This is a genomic window from Gordonia sp. (in: high G+C Gram-positive bacteria) (assembly GCF_049647785.1).
Lineage (GTDB): Bacteria > Actinomycetota > Actinomycetes > Mycobacteriales > Mycobacteriaceae > Gordonia.
Genome location: NZ_JBARYI010000098.1, coordinates 15,781 through 37,085, shown reverse-complemented (window position 1 = coordinate 37,085; position 21,305 = coordinate 15,781). Strand labels below are relative to the sequence as shown.

The window sequence follows — 21,305 nt, the reverse complement described above, 5'->3', positions numbered from 1 at the left end:
GCGGCCTTCTCCCCTACCTGCACATCTTTGAATGCGACGTGCCGAAGATATTGGCTTCCAAACCACCGGCTTTCAGCGTGAAATTGCACATGTACAGCGACATGAAGCCGCCGTAACGTCCGGCGTGATTAATCTTGTCCGCCATCACCGGCAGCCTTTCGAGGAATGTTTGGAACCCGGCTGTGTTCGGTATCCATGCCCCCGTCACGTCTTTGAGACCGGTCAGGGCGTCGGTGAAGTCGTCGCCTGCCGAAGTCATCATTTGCGCCAGCGCGGCGATGGCACGATCGCCGGTGTCGAACAGTGCGGTCAGTTGTCCTTGGTCACCGACGATTGACGTGGTGAGGGCACCGAGTCCGGCGAACAGCTCGTTGAGCTGCCCGGTGCGCTCGTCGGCACTGAGCATCAAGGTGTTGAGGTTGGTCACGACACGGCCGAATACCGCGCTGTTCGCCGAAAGGTTCGCACCCATCGAGGCGATCTGCCGCAGCAGGAGGTCGACCGATTTCGTGCGGCCAGCGAAGGTATCGACGAAGCCCTGGGCGAGGTCGTTGACCTGCTTGGGTTCCAGCGAAGCGAAGAGCGGTTGAAAGCCGTTCATCAGAGCCGTCAGGTTGACCGGCGGACTGGTCGCGGCCACCGCGACGGTGTTCCCGACCCGGAGTGGCGCAGTATTCGACGGTTCGATGGCGATGTATCGCGCCCCGAGCATGTCGCCGTAGCGGATGGCGGCGTGCATGCGCTCGGGCAGCGGGTGGTCGGATTGGACCGCGACGTCGACCCGGGCGAGCGAGGTACCGTCAGCTTGCGGGTCGAGGGAAATGCCTTCGACCCGACCGATCCGAACGCCGGACATCTTGACCGGGTTGCCCTCGATGATGCCTTCGGTGTCGGTGAAAACGAGGGTGTAGCGGTCGACGGATCCGCCGACCGGCACACGCAGGGTATTGATCACCAGCAGCGCAGCAATGGCACCGACAAGAATGAACAGCGCCGACTTCACGATGGTCGAGAAAGACAGAGTGGTCATCGGAGCCTCACCTCGGTTCCACGGACCATGGGTCCGAGCATCAGCGTGGTCGCCGGATTGGGGTTGCCCGGCGCGGTCTTCCGGTTCGACGACGGTCGTAGCGATTTCTCGATCGCACCCAGCGGTGCGGCCTCGGTGGGACCGCCGACGATGTCGGGCCGGTTGGAAGGTGAGCGGCGCGGTGGATTCAGGACCCGTCCAGGCCCCTGCCCCGGTTTACGCACCGGACCCACGCCGTACTCCGCGCCTCGACCGTGGCACTGCGCGCCGCGGAGGTTTCCGTATTCGGGGCAGTCGGCTGCGGTGTAGGGCATCGGCTGCGAGAACGTCGCGACGGTCGTGATGTTGAATCGCCCGGTGGAGAACAGAAGGGCTCCGGCTTTTCCGAACTTCTCGGCCTCGGCAATTGTGTTTGAGATGCCGGTCGGGTTCTCGGCGACCGTGGACACGATGGTTCCGGTGGCGTCGAGCACGGTGATCAGCGAGGCGCGGTGCTTCGCGACGAACGAGCCCGTCGCGGAGACAAAGTCAGCCGCGGATGTCAGGAACGCGCTCAGGGAGTCCTGGTGATCGACGATGCCCCGTGAGATCGAGGTGATTGATTCTATCGTTTCGATGACCGCGGGGGTGGCGCGCTCGAGGCTTTCGACGACGGCCCGAAACTTCGGCGTCGCATCGATGAACTCGTTGACGGACGCTTCAATCTCCTTTGACGCCGCCCACCAGTTGTCGATCATCAGACCGAGTTCGTCACCGCGACCGGCGACGGCATCGCTGATGGCAGTCAGTGCGACGGTGAGTTGCTGCGGTTGCACCTCGCCGATCAGCGTCGAGAGCTTGGTGAAGATGTCGTACAGGTTCACCGCATCCGCGCCGTCGTCGATGGCGACCTGGTCTCCGCCGGTCAGCGGTTCCGGCTCGGTCCCCGTGAGGTACACCGGTGAGGTCCCGGGCACGAGTTGGACATACATGTCGCCGAAGAAGGTGCGGGGTAAGACGCGCGCCACCACCGACCGGGGGATCTGTCCGATCGCCGAGTCTGCGAGGGCGAGCGTCACGCGGGAGGACTTCTTACCCGGGTTGATCGCGGCGATTTCGCCAACCTTGACTCCGTGGTAGCGGACCGGCGCGCCTTCCGTGATGACACCCACGGCGACTGGGACCTCCACAAAGACATCGGAGTCGGTGGCGAACCAGCCAGCGCTGCGGCCGATCATCGAGAGGCTGAAAACGCCGATCGCGAGTGCCGCGATGAACGCTCTGAAGCCGTAGCGAAACTTCGATACCGGGCGTCCCGGCAGCATCACGGTCACCTACATCCCCATCCCGGGAATCTCGGGGACCAAACCCCAGAGGCCAAAGGTGAGGATCACGTCGAAGATTCCGATAGCGAGGATCGAGGTCCGCAAAGCGCGACCGGCCGCCTGGCCCACGCCTTCGGGGCCACCGCTGGCGAAGTAGCCGTACGAGCAGTGGACCAGCGTGACGATGGCGGCGAAGACTATCGCTTTGAGCGCCGAATAGAGCAGGTCGGTGGGGCTGAGGGCGAGGTGAAAGAAGTAGTCGTAGGTGCCCGACGATTCTCCGTGAAACCACACGACAACGAGCCTGGTCGCGAGGTAGCTCGCGAGTAGCCCCACCATGTAGATCGGGAGTACGCAGACCATCGCCGCGATCATTCGCGTGGTCGCCAAGAACGGCACCGAGCGGATCGCCATCGCATCGAGGGCGGCGATCTCATCGGAGATCCGCATGGCACCGATCTGCGCGGTGAAGCCGGTCCCGACCTTGGCTGCCAGCGCGATCGCCACGACGACGGGTGCCAACTCTCTGGTGTTGGCGATGGCGGCGAGCATGCCCGACATCGACGTCATCCCGACAAGTTGCAGACCTCGGTAGGTTTCCAGGCCGAGCATTGCCGCGGCGGCGAGCGACATCGCGAGAACGATGCCGATGGTGCCGCCGCCCGACAACAAGGACTTGGTGCCGAAGGTGACTTCGCTGATCTGTCGGATCACGTGCTTGCGGTAATGGATCAACGCGAACGGCACGGCAGCGATGGCGAGCCAAACGAATGTCACATACTCGCCGAAGCGGACCGTTCCGTCGACGATGCCGTCGATCCAACGCCCACCGCGCTCGCGAACCCGGAGGGTGACGTCGCTGCGTGATGGCAGCGAGAGTCCGGCGTTCCCGGTCATCAGTAGGCCCCCACTGCGGGAACGATCACCGAGTACAACTGCGAGAGAACCGTGTTGAACACGAAGACGAGTGCAAACGCGATCACCACTGCTTCATTGACGGCATCGGCCACTCCGCTGGGACCGCCCCGAGCGTGCAGTCCTTTAAAGCACGCGACGATGGTCGACAGCAGAGCGAAAAGTGCCGACTTTATCAACGCCATCACAAAGTCGGACATCCGGCCGTACTGGCTAAAGGTTGCCATGAAACTGCCGGCGGGGAGATGCTGCACGTAGATGTGGTAGAGGTAGCAGGCCCCGACGCCGGTCACGGTGATCAGCGAGCACAGGACGAGGGCGACGACGATCGCCGCCGCGATGCGCGGGGCCACGAGGCGCTCGATCACGTTGACACCCATGACCTCCATCGCGTCGATCTCTTCGCGGATCTTGCGCGACCCGAGATCGGTGCAGATGGCTGATCCGGCGACACCCGCCATCATGAGCGCACTGACGAGTGCCGAGGCCTGGCCAACGATGATGAACGCCACCACGGCACCGGAGTAGCCGCCGGCACCGATGCGCCCGGCCAACTCCCCCACGGAGACTGCGATGAAGACACCAACCGGGATCATCAGCAGCAGCGAGGGTCCGGTGCTCACGCGTCCGATGAAGATCGTCTGGTTGAGCGTCTCAGCAATTGACAGGCGCAGTCGCGCAACGGTGACGAACAGCGATCCGATGGACTGCAGCGCAAAGCCGAGTGTGTGTCCAGCTTCAACAGCCAGATCTCGCATTGGCCCCTTTGACTGCGGCAGCTCAAATGCCATCGATGCCCCGTTCCCAAGTGAATGTTACAGCTTGGCGTGAAACGTAACACAGAATGAAATTTGTGCAAGAGTCGTCACAATTTATGCAGGTAAACGAGTTGCCTCAACCCGGAATGGGGCCACTGACTGTAGCGACAGTTACTAATGGAACACGTATGTGTCACATGGTTGAACTGGGACTATCGGGAAAATGAAACACTTGCGCGGCTGAAGTGTCTGGCGATCAGGAACGCTTGAGACCCAAGATCGGCAGCAAGAACTCGCGTGCGAAGTCAGTCAGGGCCGCTTCGTCGTCATAGTCAACAAGGTCACTGGGGGTCGTCAAGAACGATCCGGCGATGCGAACCAGCAGATCAGCGGCCGGAATTGTGCGCACCCTGGCCGGAATGTTGCCCGCGCCCTGCTCCCGCAGAATTTGGTGAGCCACAAAGTCGCGAACTGCAGCCAGGGTGCGTCCATCGCCACCCCCCACAACGCCGGGGACCATCGCCGGCTCGGTCTCCAGGAGTTTGCGAATCAATCGGTTGCCACCGATTGTGCGCAGCGATGTCACAAATGCCATCACCACCCTGTCAGCCGCAGTCGAGGCCGCCGCCATGCCCTGTAGATATTCACCGAAATACCGCTGAAACTCGCGCAGCATCACGGCGTCTACCAGCGCGTCTTTGGTGTCGAACTTTCGGTAGATGGTGATTCGTGCGGTCCCCGCGCGGCGGGCAACTTCCTCCATCGATGCGCGCGCGACTCCGGTCTCGCAGAACTGCTCATACGCTGCGTCGAGCAGCTTTTCACGGGTGGCATCGACAGGCTCAAGGCCACCTTCGGTGACCTGTCGCATTGCGCGGGCAAACAGCGACGCTTCCGGCCTTGCCGCGGGCGGGATCGCCACAGGCAGCTCACTCTCCTCGATAACAGGTCCCCCGACCGGTCGTCTTACGGTATCGCCGATTCGCCTGACGGGACGCGACGATGCGCCTATGTTACAGATTTAGATTGTTTGTACCATCCGAAACTGCTGGGAGAACATCATGGAGCAACCGACTCGACGGACCATCCTGAAATCTGGAGCGACGCTCGGCGCGGCGGGCGTGATCGCGGCGGTGGCGCCGTCGACACCGTGGACTTGGTCGCCTGCCCTCTCGGTGCCGGGCGCTGGCGCAGGCGCGGACCCGCATGGGGTGTGGGATCCCGAGTGCGACGACCTCGTCGCCGACCTGGCGCGCCGCGGCGAAATACCGAAGGTAAACAGACTCCTCAAACATTGGATCCACAACGGCCAGCCGCTTCCCGCGGGCCTTCCGTCGGACCTGCACGACTTCCTGACCCGCGCTAAAGATCTACCCGACTGGGCCGACAGCGGAAAGTTGACCGCCGCCGCCGCTTTTAACGAGAAGCGCGGGACCTATCTTGGCGTCATCTACGGCTTCGTCAGCGGCATGCTCAGCACCGTGATCCCGAGGGAGGCCCGCGCCGTGTACTACTCGTACGGCGGTGCCGCCATGAAGGAGCGGATCTCAAAGACCGCCAAGCTCGGCTACGACATCGGTACCGCCAATGCCTTCGCTCCCGATGGCGAACACATCGTGACCTGCGTCAAAACCCGCCTGGCACACTCCGGCGTCCGGAACCTCCTCCCGCGTTCGCCGTACTGGCAGCACAGTGCCGAGGAAAAGCTGCCGATCAGCCAGGCCGACATGATGGTGACGTGGCACAGCCTCCCGACCAGCGCGATGCGCCAATTCAAAAAGTGGGGTGTGCCCGTTGACCGCAAGGAGTCCACAGGCTTCCTGCATTCCTGGCAACTGACGGCACACGCACTCGGCATCAAGGACGAGTACATTCCCGCCAACTGGCAGGCTGCAGAGTCGCAGGCCAAACAGGTTCTGGATCCGATCGTCGCCCCAACTCCGGAAGGGATCAAGCTGGCGCACCTGCTGCTGGACCTGGGCAAGAACCTCGATCTCTCACTCGTGAGCCGGGGCGTGCTGGGGGCCCTCACCCGTTTTATGCTGGGCGATCAGATCGCTGACGGACTGAAGATCCCGCGCGAGCCCGTCTGGTCGCCGATGCTCGAACTTTCCTGGGGCCCGTACGTGGCCGTTCGCGAAGGCGTGCTTCAAGCGGGGATGCCCCCGAAGGCGTACTGGCTGTTCGACGAATTTCTCCGACAGTTCGTCTTGCTCTACATGTCGGAGTTGCGCCTGCCAATCAGCATTGAGATCCCGATGATGAACAACCCTCACTACCGGTGACCTGATCGCGCCGCACGCCGGAGAACTGTCGCGAATGCCACTCCGAGCGCTGTCGAATACCACCTGGGCCCGTTGGCTGCGTAGGATTTCCCCCGCGTGACCCAGCAGGGATGACAAGCTCAGTGGTGGAACGCAGACGCTCGCAAGGCACAGATGCGGAGGCACTTCGATGACCGGACAGCCGGCCACACCGAACAGCGATGTTGCAGTGATCGTGTTGGCTGCAGGCGCGGGGACGCGGATGAAATCCAAAACCCCGAAGATCCTGCACGAAGTGGCTGGCCGCAGCCTCGTCGGACATGCCCTGCACGGCGCAGCCGACTTGGCCCCCAAACATCTGGTCGCCGTTGTCAGTCACGAACGTGAACGCGTCACAGCGGCCATCAACACCATCGCCGACGGCCTCGGCCATCCCGTCACGATCGCCGTCCAAGAGTCCCCGCTCGGCACCGGCGATGCCGCCCGCGCCGGTATGACCGGCCTGCCCGAGGACTTCGACGGCACCGTACTCATCACCGTCGCCGACGCGCCACTGATTGACGGTGCCACCTTGTCGGCCTTGTTGGCCGAGCATCACGGCGGCGATGAAACGGCCGCGATTACGTTGACCAGCTTCGTCGCCGACGACCCCACCGGCTACGGCCGCATCGTCCGCGAGGCTGGCCCCGGCTCTGACGTCGTCGCGATCCGGGAACACAAGGACGCCTCCGACGCCGAGCGCGCGATCACCGAAGTTAACGCGGCCATTTACGCGTTCTCCGCACAGACCCTGCGCGACGGTCTCGCGAATCTGTCAACCGACAACGCCCAAGGCGAGTTCTATCTGACCGACCTGGTCGAAATCGCCCGCGCCGCAGGCCGCCCGGTCCGGGCGTTTACCGTCCCCGACCCCGCCGTCGTTGCCGGTTGCAACGACCGCGCACAGCTGGCGGAGCTCGGTGCCGAACTCAACCGACGCATTGTCCGCGGACACATGCTCGCTGGCGTCACCATCGTCGACCCGGCGAGCACCTGGATCGACGTGGATGTACAACTCGGCCAAGACGTGCGCATCGAGCCGGGCACGCAACTGCACGGATCCACGACCGTCGCCGACGACGTCCTCATCGGCCCCGACACCACCCTCACCGACGTCAGCATCGGCGAAGGTGCGCAGGTGATCCGCACCCATGGCAGCGGCGCACAGATCGCTGCGGGCGCCACCGTCGGCCCCTTCGCGTTCCTGCGCCCCGGGACTGTTCTCGGCGAGGCTGGCAAGATTGGCGCGTTCGTCGAAACGAAAAATGCGCGCATCGGCGAGGGCACCAAGGTTCCACACCTGACGTATGTCGGGGATGCCGAGATCGGCGACCACACCAACATCGGGGCATCGAGCGTCTTCGTGAACTACGACGGCGTCAACAAACACCGGACGGTGATCGGCTCGCACTGCCGCACGGGCAGCGACAACATGTTCGTCGCGCCGCTCACAATCGGCGACGGTGTGTACACCGGTGCCGGTACCGTGCTCCGAGAGGACGTCCCCTCGGGTGCCCTCGCGGTCTCTTCGGGACCGCAACGCAATATCCCCGACTGGGTCGTCAACAAGCGACCCGATACCCCTGCTGCCGACGCTGCTCGCGCCGCCCAGCAGAATAAGTAAAGGACCGCAGGTATCCCCCGTGGTCGAAAACCAGGCCGAGCGCCGACAACCGGAAAACCGCCAAGGAGAGAACGAGCAACCATGAGTTGGACGATCGACAACCAAAAGAACCTCATGCTGTTCGCCGGGCGGGCACACCCCGAGCTGGCTCAGGCCGTCTCGGACGAGCTAGGCATCCCTATCACGCCGCAGACGGCGCGCGACTTCGCGAACGGCGAGATCTTCGTCCGCTTCGAGGAATCGGTCCGCGGTAGCGACGCATTCGTTTTGCAGAGCTGCCCGTACCCGATGAACCAGTGGGTCATGGAGACCCTCATCATGATCGACGCCCTCAAGCGCGGCTCCGCCAAACGCATCACCGCGATCATTCCGTTCTACCCGTACGCCCGTCAGGATAAGAAGCACCGCGGACGCGAACCCATCTCGGCCCGCCTGATCGCCGACCTGTTCAAAACTGCTGGCGCCGACCGCATCGTGACGGTCGACCTGCACACCGACCAGATCCAGGGCTTCTTCGACGGCCCGGTCGATCACATGCACGCGCAGGGTCAGCTCGCCGAGTATGTCCGAAACAAGTACGGCACCGACAACATCTGCGTCGTCTCTCCCGACGCCGGTCGTGTCAAGGTTGGCGAGAAGTGGGCCGATGCCCTCGACGGCGCCCCGATGGCCTTCGTGCACAAGACCCGCGACCCCGACGTGCCGAACCAGATCAAGTCGAACCGCGTGGTCGGTGAGGTCGCGGGCAAGACCTGCGTCCTGATCGACGACATGATCGACACCGGCGGCACCATCGCCGGTGCCGTCACCGTGCTGAAGGAGGCCGGTGCGGGCGACGTCATCATCGCGACGACGCACGGCGTGTTCTCCGATCCGGCGGCCGAGCGTCTAGCGAACAGCGGCGCGAAGGAAGTCATCGCCACCGACACCCTCCCGATCCCGCCGGAGAAGCGTTTCCACAACCTCACCGTCCTGTCGATTGCGCCGCTGCTGGCTCAGACCATCCAGGAAGTCTTCAAGAACGGTTCAGTCACGAACCTGTTCGACGGAAACGCCTAAGTAACAGTCCTGCTCCAACAAGCACGACGACGCTGGCCGCGCCCAACGTGATCATTCCCCAGGGAGTGAGCACGTAGGCGCGGCCGACGTCATTTGCGGAGTCATTGCCGTCCTTCGTTGAGGCAACACTGACCGGCGACAGTGCTGGCCCAGCCAGCTGCAGGACTTCGGCGGGATCTCGCATCGACGATTGCAGGCAGAGATGGGTCCGCCAAAGGTCACCGTCGGCAGCGCTGATGTCACTGTTGACCGGCACCAGAGCGGGCTCGCCGATGGCGAACGATGCCTCGCACGAGCCGCCGCCGCGCGGCGTCGAGATCCGGATTTGCTGTGCCATTGGCAACTTGTAGCTCCGGCCGACGTCAAAGACGTACACGAGGCGGTCCTGGTGCTCCTCGACACTGACCGGCGTCCCGGCGACGATGGCGTCGACCGTCGCGACGAGTTCATCCGCCGGCATCGGCCGACAACTGCACGCGCACGCTGATCCGGTGCCCACCCATGCCGATCCTGCGAGGGCCAGGACCAGGACTCCGATGGCTGCGCACACGACAACAATCACCTGTTGAATCCGCTGGGCAGCCATTCTTTCCGATGCTACGGGCCAAGCGACACCCTTGGCAGTACGTTGGGAGGCGTGGACGCAACGATCTATCACAACCCCCGCTGTACGACTTCCCGGAATGCCCTCGCCAAACTCCGCGAGGAGGGGGTCGAACCAACAGTCGTGAAGTACCTCGACGTCGGCTGGACCCGCGACCAGCTCACCACGATGTTCGCCGATGCGGGGATCACTGCGGCGCAGGCCGCACGCAAACGCGAGAAGCTTTACAAGGAACTGGACCTGGCCAACGCCTCCGACAACCAACTGCTCGATGCGATGGTGGAGCACCCGGTTCTCGTGGAACGACCGTTCGTCGTGACAGAAAAGGGCACTCGGCTGGCTCGGCCCGTCGACAAGGTCACCGAGATTCTGTAGCCGTCACAACTGCAACATGACGCGAGCGCTCAACGGATCCCGCAAGGGTTTCCGTAGCGCCGGGATCGCGATCGCCGCCACTCCGCGGATAAAACCGCGCGTGCAGTTCCAGACGTCAAAGTAGTCACGCCACAACACAATTTGCCCCTCGCGAACCTCGTTGCGCCCGCATACCCAAAACTGCATGCGCAGCGGTCCAATAGTCAGTTCGTCGAGACGCTCTGTCAGGACCACACCGGTGTCGTCGGAGCTGATGGCGAGGATCTGCGCGTCGAATCCGAAACCGGGGCGGTTAAGAGCTCGCATCACCTTGTCGAATCGACGCATGCCCCGCACAGTTGGCAACCCAACATTCACGTAGACGATGTCGTCGTCGACTCGCGTCAGTGCCGCATCCACGCGGTGTTGCGCCAGGTCGGTGAAGAAGTCGAGGACCAGTTCCGTCGGATTCTGTGAGGTCATGAACCGATGGTATTCTGTCTCCTGTTGTCTCGGCGAGGGTGCGCAAGCACCGTTATCGGCGCGGCGGTTTGAAACCTTCGAACTGTTCTCCAGTTCGGTCGACCGTGTGTGCAGACGTTGAGGCGCCACCACGAAGAATCCGACCCAAGGAGAATCGCATGGCTACCGCCCCGCAGCTCGCCACCACCGTCCGCACCGAGAAGGGCAAGGGTGCCAGCCGTCGCGCCCGCGCCGCTGGCCAGGTCCCCGCCGTTCTGTACGGCCACGGCACCGATGCCAAGTCACTGTTGCTTCCCAACCGTGAGCTCTCCGCCATCCTGCGTAACCACGGCATCAACGCCGTCATCGAACTGGACATCGAAGGCTCGACGGAACTGGCCCTCACCAAGCAGGTTGACGTCCACCCGATCTCGAACTACATCGAGCACGTCGACCTCCTCATCGTCAAGCGCGGCGAAAAGGTCGTCGTCGAGGTCAACATCCTCGTCGAAGGCACCTCGAAGTCGGGCACCCTGGTGGTTCAGGAAGCCAGCGTTGTCGAGATCGAGGCCGACGCCATGAACATCCCCGAGCACATCGTGATTTCGGTCGAGGGCCTCGAAGCCCCCACCAACATCACCGCAGGCTCGATCGAGCTGCCTGAGGGCTCCACCCTCGTCACCGACCCCGAGGCGCTGCTGCTCGCCGTTGAGGCCCAGGTTGCCTCGGCAGAGCCCACCGATGAAGAGAGCGAAGAAGCTGACGAAGCCGCTGCTGAGTAATTCAGCCGGGCAATGTTGTCTGCTTAAGAATCAGTGAAACTGATTGTCGGACTGGGCAACCCCGGTCCCGCCTACGAGAAGACCAGGCACAATGTTGGCGCGATGGTCGCCGACAGCCTGGTCTCCTCGTACGGCGAAAGCTTTTCCGTGCATAAGCGTTCCGGTGCGTTGACGGCTACCATCCGCATCGGCGGCGAGCCCGTCATGGTCGCCAAGTCGCGGACCTACATGAACGTCACCGGCCGCCAGATTGGCCCGCTGGCGTCGTACTATTCCGTCACCCCCGACGAACTCATCGTGCTGCACGACGAACTCGATATCGACTTCGGCCAGGTGCGCCTGAAATCGGGCGGTGGCGAAGGCGGCCACAACGGGCTGCGTTCCATTTCGCAAACCATCGGTACCCGCGACTACCTGCGCGTACGACTCGGCATTGGCCGCCCGCCCGGCAGGCAAGACCCGGCCGACTATGTTCTCAAACCGTTCCCCGGCGCTGCTAAATCCGAGGTAGATCTACTCATCACCAACGGTGTCGACGCCACTGAACTCCTGGTGAAGCAGGGCCTCCAAGCCGCGCAGAACGTCGTTCACGCCTGGTAACTGGCGTCAGCCGCGTACGCGATCCCCCGGCCCACTCGTGGCCGCGGCTACATGGGCATTGAGAAGGCCGCGACGGCAATTTTGCGCGAGCATCTGCCCGTGACTGTCGCGATCGGCCATGATGAAAGACACCGTCTTGATCAATTGATCGAATGTGTCACTCTCGTCAGCTTCAAAGGAGCCCCTTCCCATGACCGCGGCCCACGATCTTCCCCAGCTTCCCCGCCCCATCCGGTGGGCATCGGCGACAGCCGCCTTCCAAATCGAGGGAGCCCGAACCGAGGACGGTCGTGGGCGCTGCATCTGGGACGAGTGGGCCGATGAACCCGGCAAGGTAATCGACGGCTCCATCGCCTATCCAGGCGCTGACAGCTACCACCGGTGGGCCGAGGACGTCGCGCTCGCGGCAGGCCTCGGACTCGACAATTACCGGTTCTCAATTTCCTGGACTCGCGTGCAGCCCGACGGCACCGGGCCTGCCAACACCGCCGGGCTCGACTACTACTCGCGCCTGGTCGACGACCTCCTCGAGGCGGGCGTCAACCCCGTCCCAACGCTCTACCATTGGGATCTGCCGATCCCCCTGCACCAGGCTGGCGGCTGGCAAAACCGCGACACGGCCGCCCGACTCGCGGACTACACGCAGCTGGTGGCCGACCGACTCTCCGACCGCGTCAAGCGCTGGTACACCATCAACGAGCCGGCAATGACCACCCTTGAGGGCTATGCGATCGGCTCGCTGGCACCGGGCCAATTCCTGTTGTTCGACGCGCTGCCGACCGCCCATCACCAACTCCTGGCTCACGGCCTCGCGAGCCGTGTCCTGCGCGCGGCCGGTGCCGAAGCCGTCGGCGTCGCCAACAACCACACTTTTGTGCGCCCGTTGAATGCCGGCGACGCCGGAGACCAGGCCGCCGTTGTCGCCTACGACATCTTGCACAATCGGATCTTTGCCGACCCCGTCCTGACCGGCAGCTACCCCGACCTTTCGGCCTACGGGTACGAAATGCCGGTGGAAGACGGCGATATGGCGCTGATCAGCGAGCGACCCGACTTCTACGCGATCAACTTCTACAACCCGACCACCGTGCAGGCTCCGACCGGGGAAGGCAATCCAATCCCCTTCGACATTGTCCCGACCCCGGGTGCCCCGACCACTGGCTTCGGCGAGGAGTGGCCGATCGTGCCGTCGACACTCACCGACCTGCTCGTCGACTTCACCGAGCGCTATCGGGAAATCCCGCCGCTTGTCATCAGCGAAAACGGCGCGTCGTTCCCCGAACCCGACCATCTCGACGGTGCTCCGATCAACGACGTCGACCGAATCTCGTACTTGGACGGCCACATTCGTGCCATCGGTGATGCCATGGAAGCTGGTGCCCCCGTTGCGGAGTACACGGTCTGGACGTTGATCGATAACTGGGAATGGGCCGCTGGCTACACGCAGCGGTTCGGCCTGACGCACGTCGACTTCGACACCGCCGAGCGGACACCGAAGGCCTCGTACGACTGGTATCGGCGGGTCATTGCCGCAAACCGTCCGGCCAGCGATGAATCAGACGGTGAGAGCCGCGCATGAACAAGCCCGCCCCGATCGGCCGTCGATGGATGACGCTGTTCACGCTCGCGTGGCTGGTGATCTGGATGGCCCAGCTAACCCCGCTGCAGCTACTGCTTCCGTTGCAGTTGGATTCGCAAACCTCCGAAGACGGTGACCGCTGGATCCACAGCGTGGTTGTCTCCGGTGTGATCCTCGGAATCGGTGGCCTCGTCGCCGTGATCGCCGGGCCGCTCGCCGGGGCCGCATCCGACCGCACCGACGGCAGTAGGTTCCCCGGTTGGCTCGGTTGCCGCCGCCGCATCTGGGCCTTCGGCGGCGTTTGGGCCATGGTCGTCTTCCTCGTCCTGACCGGCCTCGCGCACAAGCCGTGGCTGGTCGCACTGTGCTGGATCGGCGTATCGGTGGCGGTGGCCGTGGCTTCGGCCGCATTCACCGCGATGATTCCTGACCAGTTGGCCCCCGACCAGCGCGGTGCCGCCTCCGCGTCAATCGGATCCTCGCAAGCCCTGGGCATCGTGCTCGGTGTTGGCATCGTGGTGGCGCTGGGGCTCGACGTGTTTCCCGGGTATCTGGTGCTGGCCGGACTCGTCGCGGTCATCGGCACTTGGGCTGCCCTCGCGCTCCCCGACCCGCCAGCACCCAAAAACGAACTGGCCTCTCCCGGAACCGAACTCCTCGACACCCGACGCTGGGCGTCATTGCGCGACCGTGACTTTTGCTGGATGCTCGCTGGCCGCCTCGTCGGCAATATCGGCAATGCGCTTGGCACGTCCCTGCTGCTGTTCTTCCTGCTGTACGGCCTCAACCAAGACAAGGCCGACGCCGAGAACAATCTGCTGCTCCTGATCGTCGTCTACACGGTCTTCGTCGTCGGTAGTTCCATCATCTTCGGGATGATCTCCGACCGCAGCGGTCACCGTCGCGCCCTGACCGCGATCGCCGCCCTCATTCAGTCACTCGCCGGGATCGCGATCGTCATCCACACCTCGTATGAAGTCACGATGATCGCCGCGGCGTTCATGGGCATCGGCTACGGCGCGTTCATGACAGTCGGCCTCGCGTTCGCCACCGACCTCCTTCCCAACGCGAAGGATCATGGGCGCGACCTGGGCATCGTCAATGTGTCCGCTGCCCTCGGACAACTCATCGGCCCCATGGTCGGAGCCGGGTTGGTCGCCGCCGCTGGCGGGTTCTGGCTGGTGTTCATCGGTGCCAGCGCGCTGTCGATCCTCGGTGCCGTCATGACACTCGGCGCGCGCGAGCGCAAACCCGAACCAGAGCCGGTACACCTAGCCTGATCGAAACCCCCTCGATTCGGGCGAAGTAGTATTACCTGCGAGTACCCGGAGCGAGACGGCACCGGCACGATCTTCAAGGATGGACATCTTGGCGACACTGGTCACCCCCACCGGGCATGCGAACGTAGCGATGCTCGGCATTGGCGCTTACCGACCCAAGCGGCTAATCACTAACGACCAACTGTGCCGCGTGATGGATTCCTCCGACGAGTGGATCTTTGAGCGCAGCGGTATCCGGGCTCGCCGCTGGATCAGCGGAGACGAAACGATGCGCAGCATCTCTGCCGCTGCCGCCGACCGCGCCATCATCAACTCGGGCATCGACCGCGACAAGATCGACATGCTGATTCTCGCGACCAGCAGTTGGCCCTGGAACGTGCCCCACGGCGCGCCGATGATCGCCTCCGACATTGGCATCAATGGCATCCCCGCGTTCGACGTGGCCGCCGGTTGCGGTGGCTTCGGCTACGCGCTCGGTGTCGCGACCGACGCGATCCGCGCGGGCACGGCCAACTACGTGGTGGTCATCGGTGTGGAAACCATGTCGGTTGGCATCGACCCCACCGACCGCAGCACCGGCTTCATCTTTGGTGACGGTGCGGGCGCGGTTGTCGTGGGCCCGAGCGACGTGAACGGGATTGCTCCGGTGATCTCCGGAAGCGACGGCGAGAACGCCGACGCCATCATGCAAAACCACGACACCGTCGAATACATGGCACGCGCCGTCGAGTACCAGACCAAGGATCCCGAGACCGATCCCGTCGGTCGGCTGATCATCACCATGGAAGGGCCCCGCGTCTTCCGATGGGCCGCGATCACGCTACCCAAGGCTTTGAAGCGCATGCTCACCGAGTCGGGTGCCGGCCCGGAGGACATTGAGGTCTTCGTGCCCCACCAGGCCAACGCTCGCATCAACGAGTTGATGAAGAAGAACCTCGGCCTCCCCGACGACCTGCCGATGGCCAACGACATCGAAAACACCGCGAACACCTCTGCGGCCTCCATCCCACTCGCCATCGAAGAAATGTTGGCGACCGGCAAAGCCAAGGGCGGCCAACTGGCGCTCATCCTGGGCTTCGGTGCGGGTCTCAGCTACGCCGGGACCGTGGCCACGCTGCCGCCCGCACCCAAGATCTCGTCGTTCGACGACCTCGACGATTCCGACGCTGGCCCATTGGCGCTGCACTTGGCCGGAATCGTCGACTAGCTACGGCACGCTAGGCGTTTTCCTTGCGGAAGACGCTAGTTCCCCACCAGGTTCCGAGAGCGCTGAGAACGATCGCGGTCAGCAGCCCCCAGAACACGGTGCTGGAAGCGACCTCGCCGAGAAATGAGCCACGGACCGCGTCGACGATCCAGCGAAACGGCATGAAGTCCGAGATCCGGGTCAACCATGCTGGGCCAAGGGTCATCGGCAGCAAGATGCCCGACAGCAGCAGGATTGGCATCAGGAGCATATTCAGCACCGGCGCCATCACGTCTTCGCTCTTGGTCGTGAGCGCCAAGGCATTCGACGCTGCCGCACAGGCGCCACCGACCAGCAATGTGATCGCAATGCCGACCACCACGCCAATCACCTGCGCGCGCATCCCCATCGCGTAGCCCAGGCCAACCAGGATCAACGCCTGCACCAGCAACTGCAGCAGGTCGCGCAGCAAGCGGCCAACAAGCAACGACGTCCGGCTGGCGGGGGTCACGCGTTCGGCTTCGATGACGCCTTCGCGCCACTCCCCGATCAGCCCAAAGCCAGCGAACATTGCCCCAAACATCCCCAACTGCACCAGCAGACCGGGAACCAAGAAGGTGTACGCGTTGTTGCCTGCGTCGGGGAACTGCGACACCAGCGGCTTCAATAGCGGGCCAAACAGCACCAGGTACAGCACCGGCTGCATGATGCCGATCAGCACCCATGCCGGGTTTCGCAAATTCATCCGGAGCTGTCGTCGAAAAACAATCAACGAATCACGCAGAAACCGCATCGGAACCGTCCCCTTCGTTAGCGTCGCTGGAATCAGTTTGCGCATCGCGCAGGCTGCGTCCGGTCATGGTGAGGAACACGTCGTCGAGGGTGGGCCGAATAATCTCGATCGATTCGAGGGTGTCGCCCGTCGATTCCAGGTTTCGAAGCAGACCGGGGACGAGCTTTCCCGAACCACGCAGTCGGGCGTGCACACCAAATCCCTGCAGCTCAATCTCGGTGGCGCCGACAGCCCGCAAACTCTCGGCCGCCCGTGCAGCAGGGTCTGCGGAACCAAACTCCAAGTGCACGAGATCGCCAGAGACCTGCGACTTAAGATTCTCTGGCGTATCGGCTGCGACGATGGTGCCGTTGTCGATGATGAGAATCCGATCCGACAGCGCATCGGCCTCATCCAGGTAGTGCGTCGTCAGAAAGACCGTGGCCCCTCGCTCGCTCCGGAGTTTGGCAATGTGCTCCCACAAGTTGGCGCGCGCTTGCGGGTCTAACCCGGTTGTCGGCTCGTCAAGGAATACCAGGGTCGGATCGTGGATCAGGCCCATCGCAATGTCGAGACGGCGACGCTGGCCACCCGACATATTCTTCGGCATCCGGTCCCACAGGCCGTCCAGCTGAAGCTGTTCAAACAGTTCTTGACCGCGACGGGTCGCTTCCCGACGTGTCATCCCGTAAAGCTGGCCGTGGTCGGAAACTTCGTCGCCAGCCAACGCTTGGGAAAACGTGGAACCGGTCTGCGATACGTACCCAATGCTGCGCCGCACCTGCACCGACTGGCTGACGACGTCGAAGCCATTGACGGTTGCGGTCCCTGCAGTGGGCTTGAGGAGCGTGGTCAACATGCGGAGCGTAGTGGTCTTGCCTGCCCCGTTTGGCCCAAGAAAGCCGACTACCTCTCCCTCAGCAATATCGAGGTCGACGCCGTCGACTGCCCGAACTTCGCGTTGCTTTTTGCCTTTGCCCGCCGTGAACGTCTGCACGAGCCCTCGTGCATGAATCATCCGCAAGCCCCTTCGCGGTTGTTGATGAAATTTTTGTCGTCTCATCGTGTGACCCGCCGCGACGACTGTCAACAGCTTTTCCGCTGCGGAGGGAGTTCCGAACGGCAAGATTGTGCAGATCACGGTGAGTCGTAACGGGCAGAGCGTCTGCACAGACATACCGATAGCGGCCCGCCCCACCATCCGCGCACAAGAATCTTTCCGACAACGACCGTGATTACTTTCCAGTAACCGAAGTTGCATGAGACTGTCGAATAGAACGCGTGTGCTGTGTCATACGTCGAGCATTGGAGAGACTGAGATGACTGAACTACCTATTGCTGTCGGTACCCCATCCATCGGGATGCTCGGCATCGGCGCGCATCGCCCCGAGCGGATCGTCACCAACGAAGAGATCTGCAAGGTCATTGACTCATCCGACGAGTGGATTTACACCCGCACCGGCATCAAGAGTCGGCGTTTCGCTCGCCGCGACGAGACGGTCGTCGAAATGGGCATCAACGCGGGCCGCAAGGCGATCGCGAACGCACTGCTCTCCGGTTCCGACATCGACGCCGTTATCCTCGCCACCAATACCCACTTGCTGTTGACCCCCGCTGGCGCGGTCAAGATCGCCACCGAACTCGGTGCCAACGGTGTCCCCGCGTTCGACGTCACCGTCGGTTGTGCAGGCTTCGGCTACGCCTTGGGCTTGGCGGGCGACATGGTGCGCGGCGGTAGCGCCAACAACGTCCTCGTGATCGGTTCCGAGCAACTGTCGGTGACCCTCGACATGCAAGACCGCTCCAATGCCTTCATCTTCGGCGACGGTGCCGGTGCTGTCGTCGTTGGCAAGACTGAGCAGCAGGGTCTGGGGCCGGTTGTGTGGGGCAGCGACGGCACCCAGTACAACGCCATTCGCCAGGACATCGACTGGATCACCTACATGGATAGCGGCGAGATTGAGAACCGTCCCTACCTGCGCCTAGAGGGCACCGCGGTGTTCCGGTGGGCAGCCTTCGAAATGGGCAAGGCCGCCCAGCGTGCACTCGACATCGCAAAGGTCGACGCCAGCGACATCGACGTCTTTGTGCCGCACCAGGCCAACTCACGCATCAATGAGTTGCTTGCGCGCAGCCTCAAATTCGGCGAGTCGACGGTGATTGCCAACGACATCGAGAAGACCGGCAACACCTCGGCGGCGTCGATCCCCCTCGCCATGGAGGATCTGCTTTCGACCGGCGCCGCCAAACCCGGCGACACGGCACTGCTCCTCGGCTACGGTGCCGGTCTGAGCTACGCCGCGCAGGTCGTCACCATGCCGCCAATCCCGTTCGAATAGGCCCCCTTTTTGCGCCTGACGTCGGCAGACAGTTAGCGTTGACGCATGAGTTCTGAGGCCATTGCCCGAGAAGTGAAGCGCCGTCGGACATTTGCCATCATCTCTCATCCAGATGCCGGTAAGTCGACGATGACCGAGGCCCTGGCGTTGCATGCGCACATGATCAGCGAGGCCGGTGCCGTCCACGGCAAAGGCAGCCGTCGTGCCACGGTGTCCGACTGGATGGAAATGGAAAAGGCGCGTGGCATTTCGGTCAGTTCCACCGCCCTGCAATTCAGTTACCAACCGCAGTCGTCGGATTCGGACATTCCCAATGTCATCAACCTCGTCGACACCCCCGGGCACTCGGACTTCTCCGAGGACACCTATCGGGTGCTGACCGCCGTTGACGCAGCTGTCATGCTGATCGACGCCGCCAAGGGCTTAGAGCCGCAAACGTTGAAGCTGTTCCAGGTCTGTCGCCACCGCGGCATCCCGGTCATCACCGTGGTCAATAAGTGGGACCGTCCCGGCCAAACCCCGCTGGAACTGATCGACGAGATCAGTGAGCGGATCGGCCTGATCCCGACGCCGCTGTATGTACCGGTCGGTATCGCCGGTGACTACCGCGGTCTCCTGGACCGTCGAACGGGCGACTACATCCACTTCGAACGCACCGCCGGTGGTGCCAAGATCGCCCCGGAAATCCTGATGACTGCCGAGCAGGCACTCGACCGCGAAGGCGATGTGTGGATGGCGGCCAGCGAGGAGAGCGAACTCCTCAGCGCTCTCGGCCAGGATCACGACCAGGAAATGTTCCTGGCCGGTCAGACCTCGCCAATGATCTTCACCTCCGCGATGTTGAATTTCGGGGTCCGCCAACTCCTCGATGCGCTCGTCGAGTTTGCGCCGCCGCCGCGCGGACGTGACTCGATCGACGGCACCGAACGCACGGTCACCGATCCCTTCAGCGCCGTGGTCTTCAAAGTGCAGGCGGGCATGGACTCCAGCCACCGCGACCGGTTGGCTTATATGCGCATCGTGTCCGGCGAATTCGAGCGCGGCATGGTCGTCACGCACGCTCAGACGGGCAAGCCGTTTGCGACCAAGTATGCGCAGGCAGTATTCGGTCGCGATCGCTCGACCGTCGACCTGGCATTCCCCGGCGACGTCGTCGGCCTGGTGAACGCGATGGCCCTCGCCCCCGGGGACACGCTCTTCACTGACCCGAAGGTGCAGTACCCGCCGATCCCGTCGTTTGCGCCGGAGTTCTTCTCGACGCTTCGCGTCACGACCGCCGACAAGTACAAGCAGTTCCGCAAGGCTGTCGACCAGATGGACGCCGAAGGCGTGGTCCAGGTTTTGCGGAATGATGCCCGCGGTGAAGCGACGCCCGTCCTGGCCGCCGTCGGGCCCATGCAGTTCGAGGTCGTGACGGCCCGGATGAAGGCCGAATTTAATGTCGACACCATCATCGAACCGCTCGGCTATTCGATCGCCCGTCGGACCGATGAGGCCAGCGCCCCGGAGTTGAACCGGCAGCGTGGCGTCGAGGTCTTTACCCGCAGCGACGGCGCCATTTTGGCCTTGTTCTCCGACAAGTGGCGCCTGCAGTACATCGAGAAGGAACACCCCAAGCTGTTCCTCGAACCGTTGGTCGCTGCCGCCGACTAATGAACCGCCTTCCGATGATTCGACTCGGTCGTATCGTTGTGCCTGCTGCGACCGCCGCGGTTCTCGCGAGCGGTGTGGTGGCCTGTGGGACCGACCAGGGGTCGAACGACCGGTCGCGGCCCAACGCCCCGCGCGTCAATACGGTGACGAAGAAGCTGCCCGACACCGACTGCATCGCGCCGGCACACGCTGGCCGGGTCGCTCGCAGCGGCTACGGCCTCCGCTACGGCCGCGGCACCATGAATGTGTCGATCGCGCCGGTTGGCGGCAAGGCCCAGTGCGTTCAGTTCAGCAAGTCCGGTAGCACCAATCCCAATGTCCCGGGCGACGCCATGCTGTTCACCTTTACCGGTAACCGCGGCGAGGGCGCACTACTGGAGTTCCTTGCGGTCGATCTCGCGGGCGGTGTGCTTCCGTGGCCACCCGGTGCCTCAGCACGCGTGCCGGGTTCACCGATCACTTCGACGGTCGGAGTGTCGTTGGACGGTACCTACTTCACGTCCAATGTGTGCACCTTGACGGTGACGGCGGCCAATGCGGCCGTCGCCGCCGGACGGTTCGATTGCCCGAATGCGTTGGCCCAGACAGCCAACCCGCTAGACCCCAGCGACGATGTCTCCTACGACGATCCGCCTGCTGGCCCACCGCCACCGGCCGCGAAATTGAGCGGCACCTTTCTGATCAAGAAGTAGCCGCGATCG

The 21,305-nt window shown here is 63.3% G+C and carries 21 protein-coding genes; 12 read left to right on the top strand and 9 right to left on the bottom strand.

The genetic code is table 11. The features are described from left to right. Window positions 1–13: 13 nt before the first annotated feature. The 5 genes from WBA38_RS17910 to WBA38_RS17890 all read right to left on the bottom strand — a co-directional run bounded on the left by WBA38_RS17910 (window position 14) and on the right by WBA38_RS17890 (window position 4,929). A complete protein-coding gene (locus WBA38_RS17910) occupies window positions 14–1,030 on the bottom strand; it encodes an MlaD family protein (protein ID WP_424323242.1) in 1,017 nt (338 codons plus the stop codon). After that, the gene (locus tag WBA38_RS17905) at window positions 1,027–2,334 is read right to left on the bottom strand and encodes an MCE family protein (RefSeq protein ID WP_424293964.1); all 1,308 of its coding nucleotides are present in this window, start codon (window positions 2,332–2,334) and stop codon (window positions 1,027–1,029) included. Before WBA38_RS17905 ends, WBA38_RS17910 begins: the two co-directional genes overlap by 4 nt. A 9-nt stretch (window positions 2,335–2,343) precedes the next feature. Beyond that, the gene (locus WBA38_RS17900; RefSeq protein ID WP_424293954.1) at window positions 2,344–3,231 is read right to left on the bottom strand and encodes an MlaE family ABC transporter permease; all 888 of its coding nucleotides are present in this window, start codon (window positions 3,229–3,231) and stop codon (window positions 2,344–2,346) included. Further along, on the bottom strand, window positions 3,231–4,040 hold the full coding sequence (locus tag WBA38_RS17895; protein WP_424293955.1) for an MlaE family ABC transporter permease: 810 nt from the start codon (window positions 4,038–4,040) through the stop codon (window positions 3,231–3,233). Before WBA38_RS17895 ends, WBA38_RS17900 begins: the two co-directional genes overlap by 1 nt. Window positions 4,041–4,263: 223 nt before the next feature. Next, on the bottom strand, window positions 4,264–4,929 hold the full coding sequence (locus WBA38_RS17890; protein ID WP_424323241.1) for a TetR/AcrR family transcriptional regulator: 666 nt from the start codon (window positions 4,927–4,929) through the stop codon (window positions 4,264–4,266). Window positions 4,930–5,068: 139 nt separating this feature from the next. Between WBA38_RS17890 and WBA38_RS17885 the strand changes: the two genes are divergently transcribed. The 3 genes from WBA38_RS17885 to WBA38_RS17875 all read left to right on the top strand — a co-directional run bounded on the left by WBA38_RS17885 (window position 5,069) and on the right by WBA38_RS17875 (window position 8,993). Then, window positions 5,069–6,292, top strand: a complete 1,224-nt coding sequence (locus WBA38_RS17885; protein ID WP_424323240.1) for an oxygenase MpaB family protein — start codon at window positions 5,069–5,071, stop codon at window positions 6,290–6,292. Window positions 6,293–6,461: 169 nt separating this feature from the next. After that, entirely contained in the window at window positions 6,462–7,934 is a 1,473-nt protein-coding gene (gene glmU / locus WBA38_RS17880; RefSeq protein WP_424293958.1) for a bifunctional UDP-N-acetylglucosamine diphosphorylase/glucosamine-1-phosphate N-acetyltransferase GlmU, read from the top strand. 81 nt (window positions 7,935–8,015) lie between these two features. Beyond that, window positions 8,016–8,993, top strand: coding sequence for a ribose-phosphate diphosphokinase (locus tag WBA38_RS17875; protein ID WP_424293959.1), 978 nt, complete (start codon window positions 8,016–8,018; stop codon window positions 8,991–8,993). Here WBA38_RS17875 and WBA38_RS17870 read toward each other — a convergent pair. After that, entirely contained in the window at window positions 8,965–9,579 is a 615-nt protein-coding gene (locus tag WBA38_RS17870; RefSeq protein ID WP_424293960.1) for a hypothetical protein, read from the bottom strand. The genes WBA38_RS17875 and WBA38_RS17870 overlap by 29 nt on opposite strands. Before the next feature lie 51 nt (window positions 9,580–9,630). Between WBA38_RS17870 and arsC the strand changes: the two genes are divergently transcribed. Beyond that, complete coding sequence (arsC, locus tag WBA38_RS17865; protein ID WP_424323239.1) at window positions 9,631–9,972, top strand: arsenate reductase (glutaredoxin); 342 nt, start codon at window positions 9,631–9,633, stop codon at window positions 9,970–9,972. Window positions 9,973–9,975: 3 nt separating this feature from the next. On the opposite strand, the gene WBA38_RS17860 is transcribed toward arsC, so the two are convergent. Then, window positions 9,976–10,434 (bottom strand): limonene-1,2-epoxide hydrolase family protein, encoded by a 459-nt coding sequence (locus WBA38_RS17860; RefSeq protein WP_424293962.1) that lies wholly within the window; start codon window positions 10,432–10,434, stop codon window positions 9,976–9,978. Between the two features lie 158 nt (window positions 10,435–10,592). On the opposite strand from WBA38_RS17860, the gene WBA38_RS17855 reads away from it, so the two are divergent. The 5 genes from WBA38_RS17855 to WBA38_RS17835 all read left to right on the top strand — a co-directional run bounded on the left by WBA38_RS17855 (window position 10,593) and on the right by WBA38_RS17835 (window position 15,861). Next, window positions 10,593–11,195: a 50S ribosomal protein L25/general stress protein Ctc gene (locus tag WBA38_RS17855; RefSeq protein WP_424293963.1), complete on the top strand. Its 603-nt coding sequence runs from the start codon at window positions 10,593–10,595 to the stop codon at window positions 11,193–11,195. Window positions 11,196–11,228: 33 nt separating this feature from the next. After that, entirely contained in the window at window positions 11,229–11,795 is a 567-nt protein-coding gene (pth, locus tag WBA38_RS17850; protein ID WP_424323238.1) for an aminoacyl-tRNA hydrolase, read from the top strand. A 190-nt stretch (window positions 11,796–11,985) separates the two neighbouring features. Beyond that, window positions 11,986–13,374 (top strand): GH1 family beta-glucosidase, encoded by a 1,389-nt coding sequence (locus tag WBA38_RS17845; protein WP_424323237.1) that lies wholly within the window; start codon window positions 11,986–11,988, stop codon window positions 13,372–13,374. Continuing rightward, window positions 13,371–14,654 carry an MFS transporter gene (locus WBA38_RS17840; RefSeq protein ID WP_424295328.1) on the top strand — a complete coding sequence of 428 codons (1,284 nt, stop codon included), beginning with the start codon at window positions 13,371–13,373 and terminating at the stop codon, window positions 14,652–14,654. Before WBA38_RS17845 ends, WBA38_RS17840 begins: the two co-directional genes overlap by 4 nt. Before the next feature lie 79 nt (window positions 14,655–14,733). After that, the gene (locus tag WBA38_RS17835; protein WP_424323236.1) at window positions 14,734–15,861 is read left to right on the top strand and encodes a beta-ketoacyl-ACP synthase 3; all 1,128 of its coding nucleotides are present in this window, start codon (window positions 14,734–14,736) and stop codon (window positions 15,859–15,861) included. A gap of 10 nt (window positions 15,862–15,871) precedes the next feature. On the opposite strand, the gene WBA38_RS17830 is transcribed toward WBA38_RS17835, so the two are convergent. Together WBA38_RS17830 and WBA38_RS17825 are read right to left on the bottom strand one after the other, a co-directional pair. Beyond that, a complete protein-coding gene (locus WBA38_RS17830; protein WP_424295324.1) occupies window positions 15,872–16,633 on the bottom strand; it encodes an ABC transporter permease in 762 nt (253 codons plus the stop codon). After that, window positions 16,617–17,630 (bottom strand): ATP-binding cassette domain-containing protein, encoded by a 1,014-nt coding sequence (locus WBA38_RS17825; RefSeq protein ID WP_424323235.1) that lies wholly within the window; start codon window positions 17,628–17,630, stop codon window positions 16,617–16,619. Before WBA38_RS17825 ends, WBA38_RS17830 begins: the two co-directional genes overlap by 17 nt. Before the next feature lie 301 nt (window positions 17,631–17,931). Between WBA38_RS17825 and WBA38_RS17820 the strand changes: the two genes are divergently transcribed. From WBA38_RS17820 to WBA38_RS17810, 3 genes are read left to right on the top strand one after another with little or no spacing between them, the layout of a single operon-like run. Then, the gene (locus WBA38_RS17820) at window positions 17,932–18,951 is read left to right on the top strand and encodes a beta-ketoacyl-ACP synthase III (RefSeq protein WP_424295321.1); all 1,020 of its coding nucleotides are present in this window, start codon (window positions 17,932–17,934) and stop codon (window positions 18,949–18,951) included. Between the two features lie 45 nt (window positions 18,952–18,996). Then, complete coding sequence (locus WBA38_RS17815; RefSeq protein WP_424323234.1) at window positions 18,997–20,604, top strand: peptide chain release factor 3; 1,608 nt, start codon at window positions 18,997–18,999, stop codon at window positions 20,602–20,604. Further along, window positions 20,604–21,296, top strand: a complete 693-nt coding sequence (locus WBA38_RS17810) for a hypothetical protein (protein ID WP_424323233.1) — start codon at window positions 20,604–20,606, stop codon at window positions 21,294–21,296. Before WBA38_RS17815 ends, WBA38_RS17810 begins: the two co-directional genes overlap by 1 nt. The last annotated feature ends 9 nt before the right edge of the window (window positions 21,297–21,305 follow it).